17 protein-coding genes and 1 other annotated feature are annotated in these 21,973 nt (G+C 26.7%); of the genes, 1 reads left to right on the forward strand and 16 read right to left on the reverse strand.

What is annotated here, in order from left to right:
* Positions 1-102: 102 nt before the first annotated feature.
* The 12 genes from ACTG47_RS11765 to ACTG47_RS11820 all read right to left on the reverse strand — a co-directional run bounded on the left by ACTG47_RS11765 (position 103) and on the right by ACTG47_RS11820 (position 15,329).
* Positions 103-2,967: an EAL domain-containing protein gene (locus ACTG47_RS11765; RefSeq protein ID WP_479924685.1), complete on the reverse strand. Its 2,865-nt coding sequence runs from the start codon at positions 2,965-2,967 to the stop codon at positions 103-105.
* Between the two features lie 110 nt (positions 2,968-3,077).
* On the reverse strand, positions 3,078-5,717 hold the full coding sequence (locus ACTG47_RS11770) for a sensor domain-containing diguanylate cyclase (RefSeq protein ID WP_479924686.1): 2,640 nt from the start codon (positions 5,715-5,717) through the stop codon (positions 3,078-3,080).
* Positions 5,718-5,902: 185 nt separating this feature from the next.
* On the reverse strand, positions 5,903-6,592 hold the full coding sequence (locus ACTG47_RS11775) for a Crp/Fnr family transcriptional regulator (protein ID WP_479924687.1): 690 nt from the start codon (positions 6,590-6,592) through the stop codon (positions 5,903-5,905).
* A 62-nt stretch (positions 6,593-6,654) separates the two neighbouring features.
* Positions 6,655-7,503 (reverse strand): MurR/RpiR family transcriptional regulator, encoded by an 849-nt coding sequence (locus ACTG47_RS11780; protein ID WP_169465814.1) that lies wholly within the window; start codon positions 7,501-7,503, stop codon positions 6,655-6,657.
* 18 nt (positions 7,504-7,521) lie between these two features.
* Complete coding sequence (locus ACTG47_RS11785) at positions 7,522-8,409, reverse strand: ROK family protein (protein ID WP_479924688.1); 888 nt, start codon at positions 8,407-8,409, stop codon at positions 7,522-7,524.
* A gap of 57 nt (positions 8,410-8,466) precedes the next feature.
* Positions 8,467-9,270 (reverse strand): sialate O-acetylesterase, encoded by an 804-nt coding sequence (locus tag ACTG47_RS11790; RefSeq protein ID WP_479924689.1) that lies wholly within the window; start codon positions 9,268-9,270, stop codon positions 8,467-8,469.
* A gap of 159 nt (positions 9,271-9,429) precedes the next feature.
* Positions 9,430-9,882: a NanQ anomerase/TabA/YiaL family protein gene (locus ACTG47_RS11795; RefSeq protein ID WP_169465808.1), complete on the reverse strand. Its 453-nt coding sequence runs from the start codon at positions 9,880-9,882 to the stop codon at positions 9,430-9,432.
* A 135-nt stretch (positions 9,883-10,017) separates the two neighbouring features.
* The gene (locus ACTG47_RS11800) at positions 10,018-11,520 is read right to left on the reverse strand and encodes a sodium:solute symporter family protein (RefSeq protein ID WP_479924690.1); all 1,503 of its coding nucleotides are present in this window, start codon (positions 11,518-11,520) and stop codon (positions 10,018-10,020) included.
* A 32-nt stretch (positions 11,521-11,552) separates the two neighbouring features.
* Positions 11,553-12,434 carry an N-acetylneuraminate lyase gene (locus ACTG47_RS11805; RefSeq protein ID WP_479916965.1) on the reverse strand — a complete coding sequence of 294 codons (882 nt, stop codon included), beginning with the start codon at positions 12,432-12,434 and terminating at the stop codon, positions 11,553-11,555.
* 69 nt (positions 12,435-12,503) lie between these two features.
* Positions 12,504-13,175, reverse strand: coding sequence for an N-acetylmannosamine-6-phosphate 2-epimerase (locus tag ACTG47_RS11810; RefSeq protein WP_169465804.1), 672 nt, complete (start codon positions 13,173-13,175; stop codon positions 12,504-12,506).
* 276 nt (positions 13,176-13,451) lie between these two features.
* On the reverse strand, positions 13,452-13,943 hold the full coding sequence (locus ACTG47_RS11815) for a zinc ribbon domain-containing protein (RefSeq protein WP_169465802.1): 492 nt from the start codon (positions 13,941-13,943) through the stop codon (positions 13,452-13,454).
* Positions 13,944-13,964: 21 nt separating this feature from the next.
* Positions 13,965-15,329 carry a hypothetical protein gene (locus ACTG47_RS11820; RefSeq protein ID WP_479924691.1) on the reverse strand — a complete coding sequence of 455 codons (1,365 nt, stop codon included), beginning with the start codon at positions 15,327-15,329 and terminating at the stop codon, positions 13,965-13,967.
* A 355-nt stretch (positions 15,330-15,684) separates the two neighbouring features.
* Here ACTG47_RS11820 and ACTG47_RS11825 point away from each other — a divergent pair, with 355 nt between their 5' ends.
* Positions 15,685-16,860, forward strand: coding sequence for a GGDEF domain-containing protein (locus tag ACTG47_RS11825; protein WP_479924692.1), 1,176 nt, complete (start codon positions 15,685-15,687; stop codon positions 16,858-16,860).
* Between the two features lie 206 nt (positions 16,861-17,066).
* Here ACTG47_RS11825 and ACTG47_RS11830 read toward each other — a convergent pair whose 3' ends face one another.
* From ACTG47_RS11830 to ACTG47_RS11845, 4 genes are all read right to left on the reverse strand, one after another.
* Positions 17,067-19,025 carry a YARHG domain-containing protein gene (locus tag ACTG47_RS11830; protein ID WP_479924693.1) on the reverse strand — a complete coding sequence of 653 codons (1,959 nt, stop codon included), beginning with the start codon at positions 19,023-19,025 and terminating at the stop codon, positions 17,067-17,069.
* Positions 19,026-19,225: 200 nt separating this feature from the next.
* On the reverse strand, positions 19,226-19,684 hold the full coding sequence (locus ACTG47_RS11835) for a hypothetical protein (protein WP_479924694.1): 459 nt from the start codon (positions 19,682-19,684) through the stop codon (positions 19,226-19,228).
* Between the two features lie 178 nt (positions 19,685-19,862).
* Positions 19,863-21,260 (reverse strand): asparagine--tRNA ligase, encoded by a 1,398-nt coding sequence (gene asnS / locus ACTG47_RS11840; protein WP_169465788.1) that lies wholly within the window; start codon positions 21,258-21,260, stop codon positions 19,863-19,865.
* Positions 21,261-21,338: 78 nt separating this feature from the next.
* Positions 21,339-21,573, reverse strand: a binding site (T-box leader).
* A gap of 201 nt (positions 21,574-21,774) precedes the next feature.
* Entirely contained in the window at positions 21,775-21,969 is a 195-nt protein-coding gene (locus ACTG47_RS11845) for a CDIF630_02480 family spore surface protein (RefSeq protein WP_021385202.1), read from the reverse strand.
* Positions 21,970-21,973 lie beyond the last annotated feature (4 nt).

Here is a 21,973-nt window from a genome sequence, read left to right on the forward strand (position 1 = left end):
ATAATTATCACAGTTTTAAAAATAATAAAAAAAATATTAATAGAGTTTATTAAACTCTATTAATATTTTTATAATATCTATATTATTCAATTAAAAATCTCATCACTTAAATACAAGTTTTTCAAAAGATTCTATATCCATAGGCTTTGCAAAGTAATATCCTTGTCCAATATCACAATCTGCATCTTTTAATAAGTTTAGTTGACTTTCAGTTTCTATTCCTTCAGCTACAATTATCATATCTAAATCTTTCCCTAACTTAATTGTATTCTTTATAATTTTTTCTCCACGTGTAGATGTAATAGTCTCATTTAAAAATTCTCTATCAATCTTTAATACGTCAATTGATAATTTTTTTAAAAGACTAAGAGAAGAGTATCCACTTCCAAAATCATCCATAGATACAATAAATCCAATATCATGCAAATCATTTAGTATATCTAAGAGAACACTTATATTTGATAAAAATAAACTTTCAGTCAACTCAAGTTCAATAAGATATGTTGGTACATTATACTTCTTTATTAAAGAAGTTAAACTAGCTACTATATTTCTATTACTTAGATGTATTCTTGATACATTTATAGAAATTGGTAGTACTTCTAATCCATTTTCTAACCATCTTGATATTACATTAAATACCTTGTCCCAAACATATAAGTCAAGTTTTTCTATAAAACCATTTTTTTCAAATAAAGGAATAAAATCACTAGGAGGAATAATTCCTTTAGTAGGATGCATCCAACGAACAAGAGCTTCTGCACCTATAATTTTACCTGTTGCTAGATTAAATTTAGGTTGTAAGTAAATTACAAACTCCTCATTCAAAAGTGCATTATCCATATTATTTTCAATTTCTTTCTCATGCAATATAGAAAGCCTTATTTTATCATCATAAAATGCTACCTTACTTTTATAATTAGTTTCTATTGTTTGACAAGCTATCTTAGCTCGGTCAATCATTACGTCAATATTTACATCATCTTTATCAATTATATATGCACCGCACTTAAGTATTATATCTATTTTGAATGTATTTTCTTTATCATTATTGAACGTTTCAAAAAAATCCATTGCTCTTTTTCTTAGATTTTCTATAGTATTTGTTTTTGTCATTACAATAAATCTATCGTCTGATAGCCTTGCATATATCTCATCTTTAGAAAGACTCTTTCCTATTTGTCTTGCTATGTAATTTAAAATATTATCCCCAAATTCAAAACCAAACATGTCATTTATATACTTAAATTTGTCTATATTAATATAATATATAACAAATTTATCTACTCCATATTTTTCAAAAAGCTTATTAGCATCGATTTTAAACTTCAATAAACTTCTTATGCCTGTCACTTCATCGATATAAGCTACATTTTCTAATCTTTCTACCTGTCTCTTATAATTAAAAATAAATATTGCGGAAATTATGAATACAATAAATGCTATCATTAAAATAAATACTATCATATTATGTTGTATAAAATCTAACATTGTAACTTCATGTTCTAGATATTTTGTACTACCTGTAACTGCAATTGCGACTTCCTCTTCTGTGACTCTACTAATCGACTTATTAAGTATTGACAATAATGTGGAGTTTGTTTTTCCAGAAACACCTATACCAATATCAACAACTTGATTTTCAATAGGCATAAACATGAGACCATCAAATTCTTCAGTATTAATTATATTATTTAATATATAATTACTTCCAATAAATATATCACATTCTCCTTTTTTTATTGCTTCTATACATTTGTTAGCATTTGGATAAAAAATAACCTCTTGATTTGGATAGTATTCTTTTACAAATGACTCTATCCCTGTCCATTTTATCATTGCTACCTTAGTTTTTTCATCCATTCTAATAGTTCTTTTTGCTATACCTAACATAGTAGTTTCAAGATATCCATCAGTAAACATAATATTGTGTTCTAACTCAGTGCTCCGTGACATAAACATATTTGCACATATATCTATCTCACCATTTTCAACCATTTTTAGACCTTCTGAAAAATTTTCTACTTCTATATATTCAAATTTTAAACCTGAGTTCTTAGAAATTGATTTTAATATATCTATTGATATTCCTTTATAAGAATTCGTATTTTTATCATAAAAAGATAATGGTGATGTATCTGTACCAGACACAACTTTTACTGTATGATGTTTCTTTATATACTCTTTCTCTTCTAAAGAAAATCCTTCTGATGCTATTGATGTATCTTTATAATGTTTATTAAACAAATTACCATCATAATATATATCTTCTCGCTTTATCTCTTTTAATGCTTGATTTAGACCATTTAGTATTTTCTTATTCCCTTTAGTCGTTGCATAGTATATAGGTTCTGATGAAAATCGTAGAGCTACCTTTGTATTTGGCATATCTCTAATACTACCTGTAAGTAACATATCAATAGTTCCTTTTTCAAGTTCTTTTTGAAGCTCTTTTGAGCTTTCAATGTATTTATATTTTACAGATATTTTATTTTTTTTACAGTATTCATCAAATACACTCTTAAAATGATTATCTGATACAGTTCCTACCACTTTTCCATCAATTTCTTTTAAATTATTATATGATATGCTATCGTTTTTCTCATTTACATATAATGCTCCATATTCATATCCAAAGTTTAAATCCGTATAATCATAATATTCTTCACGCTCTTCACTTTTTTGCAATGCTCCAAAGATATCAATTTTTCCCTCTTTGAGCATTTTTAGCCCTTGGCTCCATCCACAAGATATATATTCTAAATCCCAGTTATTTATTTTAGCTATTGCATTAAGATAATCATAGGTATAACCATACAAATCACCATCCTTTGTAACAGAAATCCCATAACTAGGCCAATATCCAACTCTCACTTTTTCTTTATTAGAATCAGCCAAAATCAATGATGTATTTAAAAAAAGTAAAAAAATAACTAAAATAATAACAAATCTATATTTTTTCTTCATAGTACCACTCCTTTTATGACTAAATCATATGAAGACAATTAATTTATTTTTATTTAATTTTATACAATGTTTAATTAAAGTTTACAAACAATCATTTTATATTTGAGAATTTAAATAGAATCATTAAATATAATAAATCTGTCCTTTCCTTGATTTTTTGAATAATAAAGAGCTTTATCTGCTTTTTTATATAACTCAATAAAGGTTATTCCATGATTTGGCATAACAGATATTCCTATACTACAAGAAACTTTATAAGACTTATTTTCTCCAGTATAATAATTTCTAAATGCATTACATAGCTCAATTGCTTTATTTTCAATATGCTTTATATCTTTTATATTTTTCATAAAAACTACAAACTCGTCTCCACCAATACGCCCAATTATATCATCTTCCCTAAAAATAGAATTTAATTTTGTTGAAACTTCAACCAAAACTTTATCACCAAAAACATGCCCTAGACTGTCATTAATGGATTTAAAATCATCTAAATCAATAATAAAAAATGCATAGCTACTTCCTTTTGTACTTTCTAAGTTAATAAATCTCTTTATTAAAATTTCTGTCGTACCTTTATTATAAATGCCTGTTAATATATCACGTTCAGCTTTAAATTTAAGCTCTATCTCATCTTTTTTCTGTTTGTCTATATCTTTAATATATGCAAACCCCTTAAGTTGATTAGATTGAGGTTCTTCAAATAAATGCATTGTACAAAGCTCCCACAAAACCTTCCCATTATCGTCATGCCTGCGATATTCCAATTTTAATTCATTTACTCCTTTACCATATGAATCCAGAACATTTTCAGAGTAAAATATATTTTTAAAATTTTCCTTATCTGCAATAAATATCATATCATCAGCAATGCTCTTCATTACATCAGAATAATTACCATCAATCTTTAAATTTAGATTATTATTAGAATTTATATTACTTGATATAATTTTATTTTGAGAAAAATTAACTTCATATATTGCAATTGCTTCAGATAACATAGCTTTTCGGTACTGCTCTTCTTGATTATACTGCATTTCAACTCTTTTCTGCTCATTTATATCTTCCAATAATCCTATTGCTTTAATTGACATATTTGTTTCACTAAATATATTAGTTAAAGTCATTCTATTCCATATGTATTCGCCACTAACTTGTTTTATTTTTATCACAGATACTACACTTTCTTCACCTTTTTCGATTTTATTAAAAGATTCTATAAATATATCAATAAAGTCATTATGTATTATCTCTGAATTCACAAAATATTCTATTGAATTTTTAACATTATTCGTTAATCCATATATTGAAGAAACATCACTAAAATTATGTATAGACTTTGTTTTAACATCATAATCAAACACTATATTAGAAGTCTTAAATAAAGCAATCCTCAGCCTTTCTTCATTAATTTTTAATTCTTCTTCTGTTCTTTTTAAATCAGTTATATCAACTAATACACAATAAAAATACTCTTTTCCATCAGAATCCTTTATAAGTTCACACTTATTTACAACCCACACAAAATTTCCATTCTTAGTAATCATTCTATATTCTACTTCAACTACTTTTGACTTCAGCAGTTGAAACTCAAACTCTTTCTTTACTCTATCTATATCACCTTTATAAATTACATCATAAAAATTATTGTCAAATATGGATTTTATCTCTTCTCTATTATACTCAAAAAGGTCTATAAAACCATCACTTAAAAATACAAATTCATATTTTGCCCCTATTGTACATTTAAAGACTCCTCCAGGTATATTATTAGTAAGTGAAGATATTTCTAAATTAGCCTTCACAATTCTATCTTTTGATTTTTTTTCCTTATAAAATGCAATCAAAATCAAAACTAAAAGTGCTATAAAATTTTTAAGTGTTAATATAATTGCAAGTTTGTTTATTTCTGAAATATCTTTAACTACTAAAGATTTTGGAATAAAAGATAACATATACCAATTATTTGTACCAACTTGAGCGTATGTAGCATATTTATCTTTTCCATTAAACTTATATTCGATGAATCCACTTTTCTTCTCTGATATATCTTCACTAAATTTCTTATAATTATAATCTTCTCCAAGAGAAATTGAATTGAAAAAATCACTAATATTATCTATGTCATCATTAGCTTTTCTTTGAGCAGATTTTAAGATAAGTTTTCCTGACTTTTCAAAAACATATGTATGTCCTTCTCCATTAAAACTATTTCCATCTATAAATTCACTTAATCTACTTGTATAATAAGAACCATACAATACTCCTATTATTTCATCATTCTTATATATTGGAGATGCTACCATAAAACTATTTTCGTTATTTACAGGGGAGTTTATAATTTCAGAAATATTACTCTCACCTTTCATTGCTTTCTTAAAATAACTCTGTTGTGATATATTGTCTATTTTTTTATTATCTTTATAAACTGTGCCATCTGGATATGCAATATAAATTTTTTCAAAATTAGATTCTTTTGATACATCATTTAATACTTTTATTAAATCTTCTCTCCTCATACTATCTGAGTCTGAAATAGTTTTAGAAATGCTATTTATAAATCGAATTAATGAATTAAGTTTGATATTTATAGCATTTGAACTTTGCAATGATAACTCTTCTAAATGCATTTTTTTATTTTTTTCCACCAATGAATTAACATTACAGGTGAAATCCCAAAGCGAAATCATCACAAACGTACATATAAAAATAAAGCCAAAAGCATAGCCTATGAATTTTTTATTTTTCATTTTAATACATCCTTTTCTACATATAGAAACTGCGTTAACATCTGTATACTCACTTTTTATTGTTAAACTAATTATACTATCAGAGTTCAGCTGTTTCAATAAACTTAATACAAATATTGGCAAATTACACAATAAAAAAGAATCTATAAATAGATTCTCTTAATAATATCTTTATTTAGTTACAATTAATTGTTTTTAAAATATTTTGATAGTTCAATTTCTTTAACATAAAAACCTTTATTATCAATCTTTATAAGTTCTTCTTTTTGCAATACTTTTATCATTCTGGAAACAGTCTCTCTTTTACATCCAAGCATATCAGCTAAATATGTAACTGTAATATTTACATTTAGTAAAGTCCATTCACCACAACAGATTCCAAATTCTTTACTTAATCTATACAGTTTTGCTGCAAGCTTTTTATCTATTTTTATAGATATAGAATTTTTTAACTGTCTGTATAGACGTCTGATTCTTCTTTCCATATAAGAAATAATATCTTTTGTAAGTTGAAAATCTCTTTGCATAATTTCTAAGAATTCTTCTATACTGTAATAAGCTACAATCGAGTTCTCAAATGCCTCGCATCCAACAGTAGAATTTTTACTAGAGTCAAATGTAATATCATTTATGATTTCACCACTATTCAATATAAAAATTACCTTTCTCTCACCATTTTCACTTATCTTAAAAATAGATACCTTTCCATCTAAAAGTACATAAACACTGTCCAAGCTATCTTTTTCATAAAATAAAATTTCTTTTTTTTGTAATCTTTTTAGTTTAGCTTTTTCCTTAAGTTGATTCTTTGTTTCAGTACATAAATTATTAAAAATTACTACTTTATCAATATTATAATCTTTTAATTTAGACATGTAATCTCTCTCCATTCCTAAATTTATAAGAAAGCTCTATAAAACATTACAAATTTCTTATTTTATTCATTTTTAAACAATTTTATAGCATTTGTAGTTTTAATTTTTCTTTCAATAGCTTCATTAGAAAGTTCTTTTACTACCTGTGTATATACTAAATCAATAATGAAAAATTGCGCTAATTTAGAAGATATTGAACCAGTTTCCAATACAGTTTCTCCTGATACATAAGATAAGTGCACATCTGAAATATCTTTTAATTCAGAGTTTTTATTTTCAGTAATTGATATAATTTTAGCATTATTATCCCTTGCAAGCTTTACAGTTTTTATAATTTCCTCAGTCTCACCAGAATGTGAAATTGCTACTATTAAATCTCCTTCTTCCATTATGGAAGACATCATTATCATTGTGTGGCTACTATCAAAGCTCACACAATTAAGTCCTATTCTCATAAATTTATAGTTTGAATCCTGAGCTATTATACCAGAATATCCAATACCTATAAAATAAACTTTCTTTGCATTTATTATAAGCCTTGCACAATTGTGTACATCAGTACTATTAATTATCTCTACAGTGTTCTCTAAAGTAGTTATATTTGAACTTAAAAGTTTCTTTGCTGTGTCCAAAGCTGGTTCATCATTTTGTATATTTTTATTTATAATGTTTTTTTTGTTCATAGTTGATATCTCTTGTGCTAAAGTTACCTTGAAATCCTGTAACCCATTAAAATTCATCTTTTTTACAAATCTAGTTATAGTTGCCTCACCAATATTACTCTCTTTTGCTATTTGTGATATTGGCTTATAAAATACGTCCTCTATATTCTCTTTTATATAAGCTATCAATAATTTATCTGATTTTGTGACTTTAAAAGCTGGTGATTCCAATTGTTCTAAAATACTCATTAAAAAACCTTCTATTCTTTATATTTTATTTAAAAAATTATATAATGCCCCAAGCATTCCTGCATCATTTTGTCTCTTTGCAAATTCTACATTAGTGTTTTTGTAAACTCTCTCTATAAGAACCTCCTTTAATGCTTTGTCTATTTTAGGCTTTAGAAATTCTTCTTGTGCCATAATTCCACCACCTAAAATTACTACTTCTGGATTTATTACATAACATATATTTGCGATTCCAACTGCTAATGATTTTATCATATTATTGAGTTCTTTTAAACAATCTTCGTCATTATTCTTTGCTAAATCAAAAATTATTTTTCCATTTAAGTCATTTTCATTTAAATGCTTTACTTTTGCTACTTTTTTAATTAGACTGCTTGTAGATGCTAATTCTTGAAAAGAACTTCCATTTATATTCATATATCCTACTTCACCAGCACTATTACTAAATCCATTTATTAGTTTATTGTTTATTATAACGCAACCACCAATTCCAGTACCTATTGTCAAGCATATAGAAGATGTTGCATCCTTTCCCGCTCCAATCCACATCTCACCTAGTCCAGCACAATTAACATCATTTTCAACTTCACATTTTATATTAAATTCTTTTTCTATCTCTTTTTTTAATTCCATACCTTTATAGTTTGGAATTAGCTCTTCCAATGCAAATAATATCTTCCCCTCAATTGGGTCAACCATACCTGCAGTTGATATACATATACCACTTATGTCATTTTCTTCTATATATTTTTTTACTATTTGTTTTATTTTAGATAATATTCCTTCTCCTCCTTTTTCCTTTGCTTCAGTATCCATACTGGATTTATCAATTATAAATCCATCTTCCCTAATAAACCCATATTTTATTGAAGTACCTCCAACATCTATACAAACGTAATTTTTCATAACATATCTCCATACAAATTATTTTTATAAATTAACAACCCTATTTAAACTCTTATATTATGCAAATTTTTTATTTATCTTTTCCAACTCGCAAATATATTTTCTTGCTTCTGATAAATCTATTGTATCACTTAATACAATTTCTTCCTTAGTTGTATGATACTTATAAATATTTTTACATAAGTCTTCTCCTAACATATTGAGACCTTCTTGAGTATAATGAACATCGTCAATAGTTAAACCCTTATCATGAAATTGCATAGCAATTTTACTTCCTACACTCAGTATATCACATTCATTACAAGCAGATTCTTGAGCTGCTGCAATTCGTCTAGTTCTAATAAAATATTCAGCTTCTCCAAGCCAATAACCAGTTAAGCTTACAAACATTTTATCAATCATACATTCTCCTTTAAGCCTATATGCAATCTTTTTTAAACTTTCTTTATAGTATAAGGTATCACTACCATATTTTGCATCACTTTCACCTTGAATCCAAATAACATACTTACTTTTTATATTATAATGTTTACTTAAAGTGCTACATCCTGTATTAAATTTTTCTATAGTCTCATTTAGAAACCAGTTATTATCATGATTCCAATTTTTTATTCTTGACCCATCTTTTGCATTATGAATAAAACAAACTTTATTCCCAGTAAACTTATTCCATTCATTTGAAAATGCAGGTGCTATAGTGCCATCACCTTCTGAAGTCTCTAGCTCACATCTCATATTTATAATTTCATCAGTACTTAAATATTCAAAACAATTTTCATTTGGAATGACACTCTCTTTTTTATTTCCTAATCCTCGTGCATTACTTTGTCCTATTAATAAAAATACATCTATATTTTCCATTATTTATCTCCTTCGTAAATTTTTACCTTTTCATTCTATCCAATTTTCAATATAAAAAACTAAGGCTGAAAATAGTAATCTAACTAAAATTTACGAAATATCACTAATCGCTGAAAGTTAAATCACTATTTTCAGCCTTAGCGGTTGTATAAATTATCATTATCTAACCAAAACCTTAAAAATAGCTTTTTTGATATTTTCTTTTTCTAAAACTTTTATTGCTGTCATATGAGCATCTTCTGGATAACACACTAAGAAATCATTTTTTCTAAGCTCTACATATCCATTCTTCTTACCATCAAGAGGTAAAAAATCGCCTTCTTCTTCATATGGTTTTTGTTCTAAATTCTCTATAAAATTTAAATCTATTCTTTCACATCCATCAAGCATTAAATGTACATCTATATACTTCTTATGAGCTTCCCAGAATCTTTCTTCTTTTTCACAAGTTTTATACTCTACAATATTCACAAAAATATTATCACTATCTATTGTATAAGTACCTTTTTCATAATCTATTAATGAATTCTCTTTAGCATATTCGAAACATCTAAGTAAATCTTCATGTAATGTTGAATATGTCTTACTATGATTTATATTTCCAAATATCATAAGCATTGTCTCCCTATATAATTTTAAATACATTTTTTTATACTTTTACATATAAATTGTATTCTACAGTCCTATAGAGTAACTAAATTATTTATCTAATCACTCTATAAGACAATTTATCATTTAAACATCATATTATTTTTCATAGTAAACAGTAGTTTCAGCTCTTGGTAAAGATACTTTTGCTTTAACCTTAGCTTCTATTGCACTAACTATTGTACCTACTACAACAGAAGTAGTTATTGTTATTAAAGAATATGCCCAAGAAGTTACTTCTGGCATACGATATTTTAGATAAACAACCAAAATTGCTGATACTATGAATCCAACATAAGCACCCATTTTAGTTGCCTTTTTACAAAATGCTCCAAGTACAAATACTCCTGCTAGAACTCCTAAAACCAGCCCCATAAAGCTATTGAACCATTCATATGCTGACTTTATTTCTCCATTTGCTAAGATTATTGCAACGACTATAGAAAGTATACCTACACCTAATGATATATATTGTGCTATCTTAGTTTGTCTTTCCATACTTATATCTTTTGTTATTATAGTTTGTATATCTAAAGTCCAACTTGTAGCAACTGAATTAAGTCCTGTTGATAAAGTTGATTGAGATGCTGCATATATTGCTGCAAGTAGTATTCCTGTTATACCTACTGGTAATTCATAAGCTATATACGATGCAAATACTTGGTCTTGCTGAACTGTTTGAGCTAAATCTGGATTTTGAGTATAGTATATAAATAAACAAGTTCCAATTAGATAAAACACAGTTGCAAGTCCCATTGATAAAACACCATTTCCATATGTCATTTTGTTAAGCTGTTTTATATCAGTTGTTGTAGTAAACCTTTGAACTATATCTTGACTTGATACATATGATGAAAAAGTATTAAGACCAGCTCCAACAAATATTATAAAAGCACTTGTAGATAGTATATTTTTATCAAACATAACTTCATTAGTTGCTAAGAATTTATGTCCATTTGTAAGTGTATCCATAACTGTTCCAAAACCACCATTTATACTTGCTATTAAATAGAACAATGTACCTGTAACACCTACTATTAGTACCATTCCTTGTATAAAATCGGTCCATAAAACAGCTTTTAATCCACCTGTGTATGAATAAATTATTGCTATTACACCCATAACTACTATCAATACATTTACAGGTATTCCTGTAAGACCAGCTAGAACCACTGATGGAAGATACATTATGATAGACATACGTCCTATTTGATATATTATAAACATTAAAGCACCAATTACTCTAAGACCTTTACTTTCGTATCTCATTTCTAAGTACTCATATGCTGTATCTATTTCTAACCTACTGTACAAGGGTAAGAAAAATTTTATTGTTAAAGGTATTGCTATAAACATACCTAATTGTGCAAACCATAAAATCCAAGTTCCACCATAAGAATTTCCGGCTAATGATAAAAACGATATTGGACTTAATAACGTGGCAAATATTGATACTGATGTAACCCACCATGGAATAGTTCCATCACCTTTAAAGAACTCTTTTCCCTTCATTTCCTTCTTTGAAAATAACAATCCTGCAAATAAAACTGCTAATAAGTAAACTACCAATATTGCAAAATCTATCCAAGTAAATCCTACCATTTTACTAATCCTCCCATACTAAAAGTATTTTATTAAAAATACTTTCTGTATATTTCTTTTGCTCTTGATTTCATTTCATCAGTTGCTTCTTTCATAGGTTGTCTACAATACCCAGCTTCGACACCTTGCTCTTCAAGTAGTAATTTAATTGTTTGATATAGACCATTTCCTAATATATCTGTTATTAAATCATTAGTCACATGTTGTACTTCAAGTGCTTCTGATATTTTTTCGTTTTTAGTTAATTCAAATATTTGTCTAGCTCTGATACCGTTTACATTAAATGTAGAACCAATTGCTCCATCTACTCCTAAAACTGTAGCTGGCAACATCATTTCATCGAACCCTGCAAATATTAATTTATTTGGGAAAGTTTTTCTCATTCTTTCTAATAAGTAGAAATCTGCTGCTGTAAATTTAACACCTATTATTTTTTCGTTTTCAAATAATTCTCCAAATTGGTCTAAACTCATATCAACACCAGTTAAAAATGGTATAGAATATATTATTAGTCTATTATCTACAGAATTTATTATTGTATTGTAATAGTGTTTTATTTCTTCAAAATCAAACTTATAATAAAAAGGGGTAACAGCACTTATAGCATCATATCCTAAATCAGTTGTAAATTTAGCAAGTTCTACAGCTTCTTTTAAATTAACTGAACCAACTTGAGCTATTAATTTTATTTCTTCTTTCACTTCATCTTTAGCTATTTCAAATATCTTTTTCTTCTCATCAGTTGAAAGCATGAAATTTTCTCCTGTACTTCCCCCTACATAAAGTCCATCTATTTTACAAACATCTATGTTATGTCTAATTATTTGTCTTAACCCTTTTTCATTTATGTTACCTTCCTTATCAAATGAAACTAATAATGCTGAATAAATTCCCTTCATATCTGTTGTTCTCATATCTTTACCTCCAATTTTAATTTTTAAATATAGTTAAATATAATAATTTTTTAATTTATAAATTAATTTTTAATTAATTTCTATTGCTTTAACAAACTTTTCTGTTATTAATTGTGGTCTTGTTATTGCTGAACCTACTACTGATGAATGAACTCCTAGCTCAAAAACCTTTTTTAAATCTTGAGGTGTATTTACTTTTCCTTCTGCTATAACAGGAATTTCTAAATCTTTAACTAGTCTTTCCATTAATACAAAGTCTGGCCCTTCTAAAACTTTTGTATATGGAGTATACCCAGATAATGTAGTTGAAACACAATCCACACCATACTCTTGAGCTGTGATAGCTTCATCATAGTTTGAAATATCTGCCATTACTAAAACTCCATTTTCTTTTATATACTTTATAATTTCTTTTAAATCTTCATTATTTGGCCTAACTCTATTAGTAGCATCTAAAGCTATCATCTCACATCCTGTTGTTAGAAGCTCATCAACTTCCTTTTTAGTTGGTGTTATATATATATCTGAATCTTCATAATTTCTCTTTATAATACCTATAACAGGAAGTCCAGTAACTTTTTTTATTTCAATAATATCATCAACCCCTTGAGCCCTAATTCCAACAGCTCCACCTTCCATAGCAGCCTTAGCCATTCTACCCATTATAAAAGGGCTATGAAGAGGTTCATTTTCTAAAGCTTGGCATGATACTATTAATTTACCCTTTACCTTATCTAGCATTTTTTCAATTACCTCATTTCTGAAATTTATTTTCTTGATTTATGTATTAATAATAACATGAAAACTTTTTCTTTGCAATATTTTTTCATATTTTTTTCTTGTTTCTATATTTTTACTACTTTTTTCTATATATTAGCTTATTTATTATAGTTAAATGAAACTTTATTCCATATTTTTGGTATTTATTTTCATTTTTTTATGAATACTCTCATAGATATTCCTTTTAAATTATTTCAATAAAAAAACCCATGTACACTATACATAGGTTTCCCAATATTATTCCAAATCCATTATAATTTTTCTACCACAGCATGGACAAAATTCAGACTCTGAATCTATTTCACTTTCACAGTAACCACAAACTATAAAATCATCAGCTTCATTTTCTAACTCAAATTTTTTACCACATTCCGCACAATATTTATCATTTACACTTCCAACATAACCACATTCACAAGTTATATTACTTTCTGCAATTTCCATTTCGTTAATTTCCATATTTTTTTCATAGATTATCTTATCGAGTTCTAGTAACTCATCACAAAACTTATCAAAACTCTCATCATCAATAGAATCTTCTCTAATTTTTTGATATGTTAATATTCCCATTTCCAAAAATATTTTTGCTTTCTTTTCTTGAATATCCTCAATCTCTCTATTTAGTTTTGATTTCTCTTTATATAATTCAACTTTAAATTTTCCATTACCAAACTTTTTCTTAACTTTAGAAAATTTATCATCTACTGTATTCTTAGTATTTTCTTCCATAGAAAATTCCTCCAATCATATTTAATCAGCTGAGTTTAGCTTATACCCTACTAAAGATACCACAAAACTATATATAAATGAAATTATAATAGTTTGGAATACTTTAAATTGCATTATTAAGGTTGCTCCATAACTAGTTGTATTAAAGAAATTAATATTACTATCAAGTATAAATGTGCTAAATAAAGCCAACATGCCCATTAAAAATGCATAATACACACTAAACACTATTACAGGCTTGATATTATCTGTGTTATACTTAAATCTCAATTTGTAGCCATTTAATAATAGTATTAATGCAGACAAAGCCCCCATTGCATAAAACATCAATTTAGTATCTCCAAATAGAGATGATGAACCCAAACTAAATATTGATACTGTTGAATTTATTATAGTCACTGAAATTCCATTTGCAAAGGCCCACATATAACTAGCTATTTGTGGCAGTATCGCAAATAAATTTGTTCCATTTGAGTAACTGCTCATATCTAATTCATTTAAGTAGCTACTATCAGATATAGTTAGTACAAATAGTATTGCTAATACTAAAACATATCCTAATATAAATATCTTTATAGAATTTGAAAAAAGAGACATATACATATTTTCTTTTTCATAACTCTTTTTGTAATTAGTTATATATGTACATATAAATCCTAATACAAATCCATTTAAAAGAACACTAAAAAACTGATAACTATACTCTAGCGCATAGCCATATTCTAACATACTATGTGAACCAGTCTTTACATTAGTAAAAACAGATAAAATAGCTAAAATTAATCCATAAACAATTCCAACCCCTAAGGAATTTGCTAATGTAGTTTTCGAATCTTTACATCTTTTTCTCATAAAAATTAAATTTGATATTATTAATCCTAAAATAGGGATTATAAGTAATATTAATAAACCTATATTAGCATTTATAAATCCAGAGCCCATCATAGTAGACATAGCTACACTAATCTGACCTAAGTTAAGAGCTAGAATTATATGTGCTGGATTTATCAAATAACTAATGTCATTAAATTGAATAGTTATTACAGCTTTAAATATCAATGCAATAATAAATAATATAAATACAGTTGTAAAGGTTGTTAAAAATATTCCCCTTGTATTTGCATGATATGAAAGCTCTTTTATTTTAGATTTTAAGTCTAGTTTTGTTTCAAATGGTTTTAATGATGCTATTTCATAAAGCTCATTTCCACAAAATTTACAGTAATTATCTTTAGAATTATTTTCTTTGCTACAACTAGGACAAACTTTTTCTTCTTTATTTTTGAGTGTGAAGTTGTTATTTTTTATTTTTCTAGTTGGTTCGCCTGTCGTTTTGGAATAGTTATTATGTGAATAATTCATATTATTTATTTTTTTTTCATCCATTTTTTCCCTCCAAGTTTTACTGTTGTAAATTATCAAATATAACTATATCATATAAAACTTAATTATACCTTAAGTTTTATTTAATCTATTAACTGTATATTAGTGTTTCATTATAACTCTTCAACACCACACCAATTTCTAACATCACAAAATAAACTTCCTATAAAACTTAATTATAATAAAATACTAATCGAAAAATTCATTTAATATTAATTAACAAATACAATCTAACACAATTTTAGATTGTTACACATAATATATTTTGATATAATTAAGTTATTAATAAAGTATTCCAAGTATCTAAGAAAAGAAAAGGAATACTTATTTTTATGTTTTATTTTTAATGGAGGCTTATATGAACTTAGAAAAATTAAAAAAATTTTTTGGATTTCCTCTAGACAAAGAACATAAAGAAAACGTTGAAAAAGAACTTTGCAATTATCTTTATAATACGGGAAAAATCATTTGTATAATAATAATAGTATCTCAAATAATTATGATGATATCAATATCAGCTAGAGAAGGTGGCCCTTTTGCCACTCCAAGACGTCAATGGTATTTTTATATGTACATAACGCTGTTTTCTGTATCTTCAATCTTTATGTTTGTGTTTTCTTATCTTTGGAATAAAAAAAAGGATTGTTGCACTTTTTATATAAACTTATGGGTAATTTATGTGACTTTTTTCTGCCTATGGGGATGTGTAATTACTCTGCTTGACCAATTAGGTGGAAATGATTTAAGTGTGTTTAGTTACATTATGTTAGCAGCTGCAGCTTTTTCAGTATTAAAATTTGGAGAATCAATAATAGTTTTTGGTGGATGCTTTTTATTCCTTAACTTTTTCTTACCTGGAATCCAAACTATACCAGGTAATGAATTTAGTAATATTGTTAATACATTTTTTATAACATCACTTGCTATTTTTGTCTCTACAATGCTATATAGAAGTCGTGTATTTACTTATTATGACAAACTTCTAATTCGTCAACAATATGAAGAAATATATCATATAAATAATTTGCTTAATCATAAAGTTATGATAGATGAGCTAACTAAAATGAATAATCATAGATATCTTGAAGATATTCTACAAAAAAAATTAATCAGCTATGCAAATCAAGTACCCATAACTGGAATGATGCTAGACATTGATTACTTCAAACAATTTAATGATACCTATGGACATCAAAAAGGGGATTATTGCTTACAAAATATTGCTAAAGTAATTTTAGATTTTACAAGTTCGGAAAATGCACATGCCATACGATATGGTGGGGAGGAATTTTTTATATGTATTTTTAACTGTGATGGAGAAGATGCTAAGCTTAAATCAGAATGTTTACGAAAAATGATAGAAAACTGCAATTTCGAACGTGATGATGTTCCTTCAAAATGTGTAACTGTTAGTATTGGAGTTTATACAAAAAAAATTGAAGAAAAAATGACATTGAAAGAATTTATAAGTTACTGTGATAAGGCTCTATATACTGCAAAAGAAGAAGGACGTAATTGTGTAGCATTTTATTAAAAAAATATATATAAATATTAATCATTCACATTTAAATTTTTCAGGAAAAATATTTTTTATATTTACAACAATTAAATACTATTAAATAAACCTATAAATTAGACTTTTAAACTTAAGTCTTATTTATAGGTTTATTATTTCTTGAATTTTAAATTTTTATAAGTTATCCCATTAAATCTAAATTATATTTTTAAATCTATTATTAGCTAATTCTCCATTTCTTTAATCAATGAAACATTTTGCTTTTCTATAGAGTTTAACACATCTGTATCAGCTCCTATATCATAATCTGGTTGATACCATGATTTATTATTAAAATAACTCTTATATGGCTCTTCTTTAAACACATACCCATATCTTGCAAATATTTCATTTCTTATATAAGCTAACTCTCCTTTACTATAACCCTCTAGTTCTTCTCTAGTCAAAACTCTTGAGTCACTATCATATATAATATAATCGTCATCATAACTTACTTCTTTACTTTTTGAGTTAGAACCTGAATTTGAATTACTTTTACTATTCTTTGTATTATTTTTCTCTTTATCACTCTCATCACTTGCTTTATTATTTATGCTTTTGATAAATTTGTCTGCTTCTTCTTTTGAAATTTTGTTAAGTGTTCCACTTACTTCGTCTGCTTCTAATGAAATTTCATTATTATTATATCTAGTTATAGACAGTTTTTTATTTGATGAGCTATCCTTACTTTTTAACACCATACTATTACTATCTGAACTCTCTACTTCATATTTAATTGTATAATTACCTTCTTCTTGGTTTTTACTATAAAGTTTTATTTTGTTAGGCTCTTCAAACTCAAATATATTATACTCATCAGCTTTCCAAAAACCACTTAAATCTTTTGGCTCTAGATTTTTAGAATAAATCAATTCGTTTTCTAAATAAATCTCTGAGTATTTTTGTATATTACTCATTTCAACTTTGTCTTTCTTAGTCTTCATGTTATAAAAATGTACTTCCTTGTTTTTGGTAGAATACACTATGTTCTCTGAATTAAATGAATAATCAATCACATCACTTGCTATCTTCTCTTTATCTAAAAATAACTCACCACTTGATTTAATATAAAGTAATTTATCGTCATTAATAATAGATAAATTAGAATTTTCTTTCATATCATTTCCTATTTTTTCTTCTTCTTTATTATTTTTCTTGATATATATGTCGCCATCAGAATTTATAAATACAATGCCATCATTAATTAGACTTATATAATCAATATCTGATTTTATTTTCTTGGATTCATCTTTTCCTACTTCTTTTTCATATAATTCATCATCACTATTTATAAAGTAAAATTTATTATTTCTATATCTATAAGACCTAACATCCGATGCTATTTTTTCACTTGTTCCATTTTTATATAAATATAGCTCTCCTTTTAAGTCTTTATAATTATACTCACTTATATACATAATCTCTTCATCATCAGATTTTACTCCCCATAAATTTGATACATCTGAACTAATCTTAACTTTATCATTTTTATCTAAGCTTTTTAAATATAAATTATCATCATTATTTATGAATATTACATCACCTTTATTATTTATAATATCAAAACTTTTTATATCAGTTGATATCTTTTCTTTATCTTCATTTTCTTTATCTTCATTTTCTTTATATAGATACAATTCTTCATCTGTATTAACATAATATATATACTTTCCATCTTGAGATATCTTATATAATACAACATCATTGGCTATTTTTTCTTTGTCTTTCCCATCATACTTTACATACAAAGAATTTTCTGATGATATATATGCCATAGTCTTTGAAGAAGGAATAAATTCATACGAATTAAGTTCACCAGAAAGTAAGTCTGATGCTAATTTTTCCTTTTCTTTTTTTAAATTATATTTATACAAGTTGTTCTCTTTATCCTGAATTAATATTGATTGCTCTCCACTTATATAATCCCTCTTTGTATCTATAGGTATATCTGATGCTATTTTTTCTTCATCCTTACTTTGTGTCTTTATATATACATCTGTCATACCATCAGAATTATCCTCATCTCTTTTTAATAGTATAAGAGAATTATCTCCTTTATCCTGACTATTTTTAGAATTATTTTTTGTACAACCTGTGCATATAAGTACCAAACTTAAAGCCATAAATAACCATTTATTAGACATTCTTACTCCCCCTCATGATAATAATAAAGCTTATTGTATAATAGATAACGAAATAAATATTTTTTAAATTTAACATTTTACATATTTTCATACTATACCCTTATATATTTGTAATGTAAAGCTAGTCTATAAATTTCATTTATATTTTTTCTATAATTATCCAAAATCACTTTATCATTTATAGTATATCACAACAAACGTTATCCTAGCATATTAACTATAACTACTCCAAAAGCTTTTAATGCTTCTTGAATCACTTCATTTCCTCCATAAGGATATCCCATGGGATTAAAATAAAGTCTTGAAGTTTTTTCTCCAATCATTTTGCAACCTTCTATTGTATAATCACCTATCCCAATTTCAGAAAATACAGTTTCAAAATCCCATGGAACAGACTTCAGATATTCTTTTCGTTTTTCTTCATCCAATAGTTTATATTTCTCCCAAAATTGTTTATTTTCTTCTTCTGTTGGCCACCAAAAATAATCCAACTCTTCTCTATAATAAAAATCTTCTACTCTTTCTAAAATATAGTATTCCAAATCATTAACTTGTATACAATCATTTTTTATACTTGCTATATATGAAAATAAATTCTTAATCCTATTAAATACTTCAATCTTATCCACATTAAATTCAATAAAACAAAATTCACACATTATATTCCCTCCCAACTTTGATATTTTATAGTTATATTGTATTACAAAATAAAATTAATTAAATCATATATTTACAAATACAATAAAAATAACTTGTATATATCCAAGCTAGATAATATACAAGTTATTTAATATTTTTATTCCTAAAATTATATGATTGTATTAGAATTTATAATTATTAGAATTCAGCATTTTTAGGAGTTCTTGGGAAAGGTATAACGTCTCTTATATTAGACATGCCTGTCATATACATAATTATTCTCTCAAATCCAAGACCAAATCCAGAGTGAGTAGCAGTACCAAATTTTCTAAGCTCTAAATACCACCAGTAATCTTCTTCTCTTAATCCCATTTCATGAATTCTATCTAATAACACATCTTCTCTTTCTTCTCTCTGAGAGCCTCCCACTATTTCTCCAACACCAGGAACTAATAAATCCATTGCTCTAACAGTTTTACCATCTTCATTCATTCTCATGTAGAAAGCTTTTATATCTTTTGGATAATCAGTTACAAATACTGGACAATTGTATATTTGCTCTGTTATATATCTTTCATGCTCAGTTTGAAGGTCACATCCCCATTCAACTGGATACTCAAATTCATGACCTGACTCAATCAATAACTCTACTGCTTTAGTATATGTTATTCTAACAAATTCAGAGTTTACTATCTTATTTAATCTTTCTAATAATCCTTTATCTATAAAGCTATTGAAGAATTCCATTTCTTCAGGAGCATTCTCTAAAACATAACTTATAACATATTTTATCATATCTTCTGCAAGTTCCATGTTATCTTCAAGGTCTGCAAAAACTATTTCAGGCTCTATCATCCAAAATTCTGAAGCATGTCTTCCTGTGTAAGAGTTTTCCGCTCTAAATGTAGGTCCAAAAGTATAAACATTTCTAAAAGAAAGTGCCATTATTTCAGCATTTAATTGTCCACTAACTGTTAAATTTGATTCTTTTCCAAAGAAATCTTGAGTATAGTCTATTTTTCCATCTTCTGTTTTTGGAATATCATTTAAATCCATAGTTGTTATTCTAAACATTTCTCCTGCACCCTCACAGTCACTACCTGTTATGATTGGAGAATGTGCATATACAAAGTTTCTTTCTTGGAAAAACTTGTGTATTGCATATGCAGCTATTGATCTTACTCTAAATACAGCTGAAAAAGTATTACTTCTTGGTCTTAAATGTGCTATTGTTCTTAAATATTCAAGAGTATGTCTTTTCTTTTGTAGTGGATATGAACTATCTGATTCACCTTCTACAACTATACTTTTTGCATGTATTTCTACAGGTTGTTTAGCCCCTTCTGTCGACACCAATTCACCTTCTACAAGTATAGATGAACTTATTGCTAATTTCCCTATTTCTTTAAAATTTTCTACTTTCTCATCAAATACTATTTGCATGTTCTTGAAGAAGCTTCCATCATTTAACTCTATAAATCCAAAGTTTTTAGATACTCTAGATGTTCTTATCCATCCAGCTACTTTTACAGTTTTCCCTATGTACTGCTCTTTGTCTCTGTACAATTCTTTTACTGTTATAAATTCTTTTTGCATTTTAAATCCTCCTAATATAATTGTTATTAATGTTTCTTATAAATATAATTTCAATAAAAAAAGCCCTTCATCCCTATATAAAGGGACGAAAGACTATTACTTTCGCGGTACCACCCTAATTGTCATAAATGACCTCTTAGTTAAGCAATGCTTAAAGCCTGTAACGGTGCCTTCCGTCTAAATCTACTTGCTAAATAAGCTTTCGATTAGAAACTCCAAGATGTTCTTCAATATAAACCTCGTATTGAGCTCTCACCATCCTCAACTCGCTAAAACTACATTTTATATTTACTCTTCTCTTCACAGTATTTATCTTTTATTATTTCCGCTAATTAACAAAATTATACCAATTTATAAATTTTTAGTCAATAAATTTATATAATTGATACTGATTGTTATTTATAAAAAAAGTAGAGTAATACCTTGTTCATCAAACTAGATACAGGTTCTCAAACCAAGACTACTCTACAAAATTACAATAAATACTCATTTTCATTATTGAATCTTACAATTTTTATAACTTACTTCCATTGTCAACCCAATCTTTTGCTTCTTCAACACTATTAAGTGAAGGTATTGAAACTTTACTATGAGGTTTTAATTTTTCAACATCAGCCCATGCTGCTGTTGACTCATTTCCAACTAAAAGTGGACTTCTAAGTCTTTTATTATCTTTGCCTTTTAATGCTCTTGCTTTTTTATTTTCCAAAACT

The organism is Clostridioides sp. LIBA-6622, from assembly GCF_056716095.1.

Excerpts from the sequence above, each read along its gene's own strand:
- ACTG47_RS11765 (WP_479924685.1), bottom strand. The coding sequence starts at position 2,967 with ATGAAGAAAAAATATAGATTTGTTATTATTTTAGTTATTTTTTTACTT.
- ACTG47_RS11770 (WP_479924686.1), bottom strand. The coding sequence starts at position 5,717 with ATGAAAAATAAAAAATTCATAGGCTATGCTTTTGGCTTTATTTTTATA.
- ACTG47_RS11775 (WP_479924687.1), bottom strand. The coding sequence starts at position 6,592 with ATGTCTAAATTAAAAGATTATAATATTGATAAAGTAGTAATTTTTAAT.
- ACTG47_RS11780 (WP_169465814.1), bottom strand. The coding sequence starts at position 7,503 with ATGAGTATTTTAGAACAATTGGAATCACCAGCTTTTAAAGTCACAAAA.
- ACTG47_RS11785 (WP_479924688.1), bottom strand. The coding sequence starts at position 8,409 with ATGAAAAATTACGTTTGTATAGATGTTGGAGGTACTTCAATAAAATAT.
- ACTG47_RS11790 (WP_479924689.1), bottom strand. The coding sequence starts at position 9,270 with ATGGAAAATATAGATGTATTTTTATTAATAGGACAAAGTAATGCACGA.
- ACTG47_RS11795 (WP_169465808.1), bottom strand. The coding sequence starts at position 9,882 with ATGATATTTGGAAATATAAATCATAGTAAGACATATTCAACATTACAT.
- ACTG47_RS11800 (WP_479924690.1), bottom strand. The coding sequence starts at position 11,520 with ATGGTAGGATTTACTTGGATAGATTTTGCAATATTGGTAGTTTACTTA.
- ACTG47_RS11805 (WP_479916965.1), bottom strand. The coding sequence starts at position 12,434 with ATGAGAACAACAGATATGAAGGGAATTTATTCAGCATTATTAGTTTCA.
- ACTG47_RS11810 (WP_169465804.1), bottom strand. The coding sequence starts at position 13,175 with ATGCTAGATAAGGTAAAGGGTAAATTAATAGTATCATGCCAAGCTTTA.
- ACTG47_RS11815 (WP_169465802.1), bottom strand. The coding sequence starts at position 13,943 with ATGGAAGAAAATACTAAGAATACAGTAGATGATAAATTTTCTAAAGTT.
- ACTG47_RS11820 (WP_479924691.1), bottom strand. The coding sequence starts at position 15,329 with ATGGATGAAAAAAAAATAAATAATATGAATTATTCACATAATAACTAT.
- ACTG47_RS11825 (WP_479924692.1), top strand. The coding sequence starts at position 15,685 with ATGAACTTAGAAAAATTAAAAAAATTTTTTGGATTTCCTCTAGACAAA.
- ACTG47_RS11830 (WP_479924693.1), bottom strand. The coding sequence starts at position 19,025 with ATGTCTAATAAATGGTTATTTATGGCTTTAAGTTTGGTACTTATATGC.
- ACTG47_RS11835 (WP_479924694.1), bottom strand. The coding sequence starts at position 19,684 with ATGTGTGAATTTTGTTTTATTGAATTTAATGTGGATAAGATTGAAGTA.
- asnS (WP_169465788.1), bottom strand. The coding sequence starts at position 21,260 with ATGCAAAAAGAATTTATAACAGTAAAAGAATTGTACAGAGACAAAGAG.